Raw genomic sequence first — 3,292 nt, 5'->3', positions numbered from 1 at the left:
TCGATCGGTCCGGGGCTCGTCGACGGTGGCTAGCCGACGGCAGCGCGTTCCTGGTGACGGCCCGCCCCGACGCCGGCCCGCCCCGCCACCCCGACCGTGACCAGCACGACGGAGTCCGGACTCGCCCGGGCGCACCCTGCCGTGCCTACAATCGGGACGGACCGATGTCCGAGCCGACCGTCCTGGTCGGCCGGCCCGCCGACCGAGGAGTGCACCCATGGCCGTTCCGCCCCGCGCCCGCGCCGACGAGCAGGCCCGCGACCCGCGAGCCGCCGAGCTGGCCCCGCGCCTGGAGCCCACGATCACCGCCCACGGGCTGGTCCTCGAGGAGATCGAGCTCGCCGCCTCCGGGCCGACGACGATCCTGCGGGTCACCGTCGACTACGCCGAGGGGACCGAGACCGTCGACCTGGACACCGTCGCCGGGCTGTCCGAGGCGCTCTCCGCCGTGCTGGACTCCGAGGACCTGATGGCCGAGGTGGAGAACTACGAGCTCGAGGTCACCACTCCGGGCGCCACGCGTCCGCTGGCCGAGCCGCGGCACTACCGGCGCAACATCGGGCGGCTGCTGGAGATCTCGCGCACCGGCGAGGCCGACATCGTCGCCCGCCTGGAGGAGGTCACCGACGACGGCATCCGTGTCGCCGAGCAGAAGCCGGCGCCGAAGAAGGGGATGCCGGTGAAGTACCTCGACCCGGTGGAGATCGCCTACGAGACGATCACCCGGGCCAGGGTGCAGGTAGAGTTCTCCCAGACGTAGATGCGTCCCGCCGGGGACGATGCAGCGGTCGACGACGCCGTCGGCCGCTTCGTCGTCCCTTCCGGCGGTCGCCGCGCCAGCACGAACACCAGCGACCCGCACGACGCACGACACCACCGACGACACCACCCACGACACGATCGACACGACGCCGACAGCATCGCCGCTCCGCCGGCGGCACGCGGTCGGGACTGCGGGAAGACGACCCGCACCGAGCACCTGAGCACACGAGCCGGGCGAAGAACCGGGGCATGAGGACACTGGAGGCACAAGTGGATATCGATATGAGCGCCCTGCGCATGCTCGTCAAAGAGCGTGACATCCCCCTGGAGAGGCTGATCCCCGCCATCGAGCAGGCTCTCGTGCTCGCATACCACAAGTCTCCCGGGGCGCTGAAGCACGCCCGCGCCGAGATCGACCAGTCGACCGGGCACGTCGCCATCTGGGCCAAGGAGTTCGGCGAGGACGGCACCGTGCTCGGCGAGTTCGACGACACGCCGAAGGACTTCGGCCGGATCGCGGCCTCCACGGCGCGACAGGTCATCATGCAGCGCCTGCGCGACGCCGAGGACGATCAGGTGCTCGGCGAGTTCAAGGGGCGCCAGGGCGAGCTCATCTCCGGACTGGTCCAGCAGGGGCGCAACCCGAACATGGTCCAGGTGGACCTGGGCACCGTCGAGGCGGTGCTCCCGCCGCAGGAGCAGGTTCCCGGCGAGGACTACTCGCACGGTTCGCGGCTGCGCGCGTACGTCGTCGACGTCCACCGCGGGATGAAGGGCCCCTCGATCACCCTCTCGCGCTCCCACCCGGGGCTGGTGGAGAAGCTCTTCGAGCACGAGGTCCCGGAGATCGCCGACGGCACCGTGCGGATCACCTCCATCGCCCGCGAAGCCGGCCATCGCACCAAGATCGCGGTGCGCACCGACGAGCCGGGCATCAATGCCAAGGGCGCCTGCATCGGGGCGATGGGCTCGCGCGTGCGTGCAGTGATGACCGAGCTCAACGACGAGAAGATCGACATCATCGACCACCACGACGACTCGGCGGAGTTCATCGGCAACTCGCTGTCGCCGTCGAAGGTCAACTCGGTGGCGATCCTCGACGAGAACGCCCGCTCGGCCCGCGTGGTCGTGCCCGACGATCAGCTCTCGCTGGCCATCGGGAAGGAGGGGCAGAACGCCCGGCTGGCGGCGAAGCTCACCGGCTGGCGGATCGACATCATCTCCGAGGCGGGCACCACTCCCGACGAGGTCATCGGCGTCTGAGCACGCCGACCCCGCCCGGCGAGGTCCCGGCGACGAGGCGCGCCCGATCGATTCTGTCCTGACCACCACGAGGGGGTAGACTGTCATGGTCCCTGTCCGCACATGCGTCGGCTGTCGCCGGCGGGTGGATCAGGGAGATGTCGTGAGACTGGTGCTCGCCCCCGAGCAGGTCCGGACCGACGACGGCGAGACCGTCGCCGGCGGACCGACCGGCCCGGAGGTGGTCGTCGACGCCGCACGCCGGCTCCCCGGCCGCGGCGCGTGGCTGCACCCGGAGCGCGGATGCTTCGAGGCGGCGATGCGACGGAAGGCTTTCCATCGGGCCTTCCGCCGGCCGGTCAGCGTCGCACGGCTGGACTTCGAGACGATCGAGGCCGCCGCGCGAGGAACGATGTCCCTGCACACACCGGATGAAAGCGGGTTCAGAGAGATGGATACCCGATGAGCACCGACGGATGAGTGCCCAGTGATGACCCACCTGAGTAACTCCGTCATGCACCGCAGAACGTTCGACGGCTCGGTGCGATGATCCGCTGACATCAGCCCCGCTGATCTCAGCGGGGCATCGCGCGGGCCAGACAAGGAGAAATGTGGCCAAGGCCCGCGTACACGAGCTCGCCAAGGAGCTCGGCATCACGTCCAAAGATGCTCTTGCGAAACTGCAGGAGATGGGCGAGTTCGTGAAGTCCCCGTCCTCGACGGTGGAGCCCCCGGTGGCGAAGAAGCTTCGCTCCGCGTTCCCGGACGCCCAGAAGAAGCAGGAGTCGGCCTCCGGCTCCTCGACCGGCGCGCAGCAGGCCCCCGCGTCGACGTCCTCGGCTCCGAAGCCCGGCCCCAAGCCGGTTCCGAAGCCGGGCGCGCAGAAGTCGGAGAAGCCCGCGGAGAAGGCTCCTGAGGAGCCTGCGGAGAAGCCTTCGCCGGCGGCCTCCGACGAGTCCGCCTCTACGACCGAGGAGAAGCCGCAGGCCAGCTCCTCGGCTCCGAAGCCCGGTGCCAAGCCGGCGCCGAAGCCGGCCCCCAAGCCCGGATCCCCGCGTCCGGGCAACAACCCGTACTCCTCCCCGCAGGGCATGGACTCGGGCGACCGACCGGCTCCGCGGCCGGGCGGCTCCGCCGGTCCGCGCCCGCCGAAGCCGGGCCCGCGGCCGGGGAACAACCCGTTCTCCTCGCCGCAGGGCATGCGCGGTGAGCGCTCCGGCGGTCAGCGTCCGGCCGGCGGCGGTCGCGGAGGCGGCCGCGGCGGTCAGGGCGGTCAGGGCGGCGGCAA

The 3,292-nt window shown here is 70.9% G+C and carries 4 protein-coding genes; all 4 read left to right on the top strand.

The window, feature by feature from the left end; genetic code table 11:
• The first annotated feature begins 217 nt into the window (after nucleotides 1-217).
• Nucleotides 218-760, top strand: a complete 543-nt coding sequence (gene rimP, locus GU5_RS0111240) for a ribosome maturation factor RimP (protein ID WP_010525669.1) — start codon at nucleotides 218-220, stop codon at nucleotides 758-760.
• Between the two features lie 272 nt (nucleotides 761-1,032).
• On the top strand, nucleotides 1,033-2,025 hold the full coding sequence (gene nusA, locus GU5_RS0111235) for a transcription termination factor NusA (protein ID WP_029514231.1): 993 nt from the start codon (nucleotides 1,033-1,035) through the stop codon (nucleotides 2,023-2,025).
• Between the two features lie 85 nt (nucleotides 2,026-2,110).
• Nucleotides 2,111-2,470 carry a YlxR family protein gene (locus tag GU5_RS16840; protein ID WP_083830509.1) on the top strand — a complete coding sequence of 120 codons (360 nt, stop codon included), beginning with the start codon at nucleotides 2,111-2,113 and terminating at the stop codon, nucleotides 2,468-2,470.
• Nucleotides 2,471-2,615: 145 nt separating this feature from the next.
• On the top strand, nucleotides 2,616-3,292 hold a 677-nt coding region (locus tag GU5_RS15415), incomplete at its 3' end, for a translation initiation factor IF-2 N-terminal domain-containing protein (RefSeq protein WP_010525666.1).

This window comes from Nesterenkonia sp. F, assembly GCF_000220985.1.
In the GTDB taxonomy this organism is placed as follows: Bacteria; Actinomycetota; Actinomycetes; order Actinomycetales; family Micrococcaceae; genus Nesterenkonia.
Note: the sequence above shows the minus strand (reverse complement) of the source record. Positions and strands in the feature narration are given on the sequence as shown.

What these genes read in the sequence shown, in the direction of transcription:
- rimP (WP_010525669.1), top strand. Translation starts at nt 218, where the DNA reads ATGGCCGTTCCGCCCCGCGCCCGCGCCGACGAGCAGGCCCGCGACCCG.
- GU5_RS16840 (WP_083830509.1), top strand. Translation starts at nt 2,111, where the DNA reads ATGGTCCCTGTCCGCACATGCGTCGGCTGTCGCCGGCGGGTGGATCAG.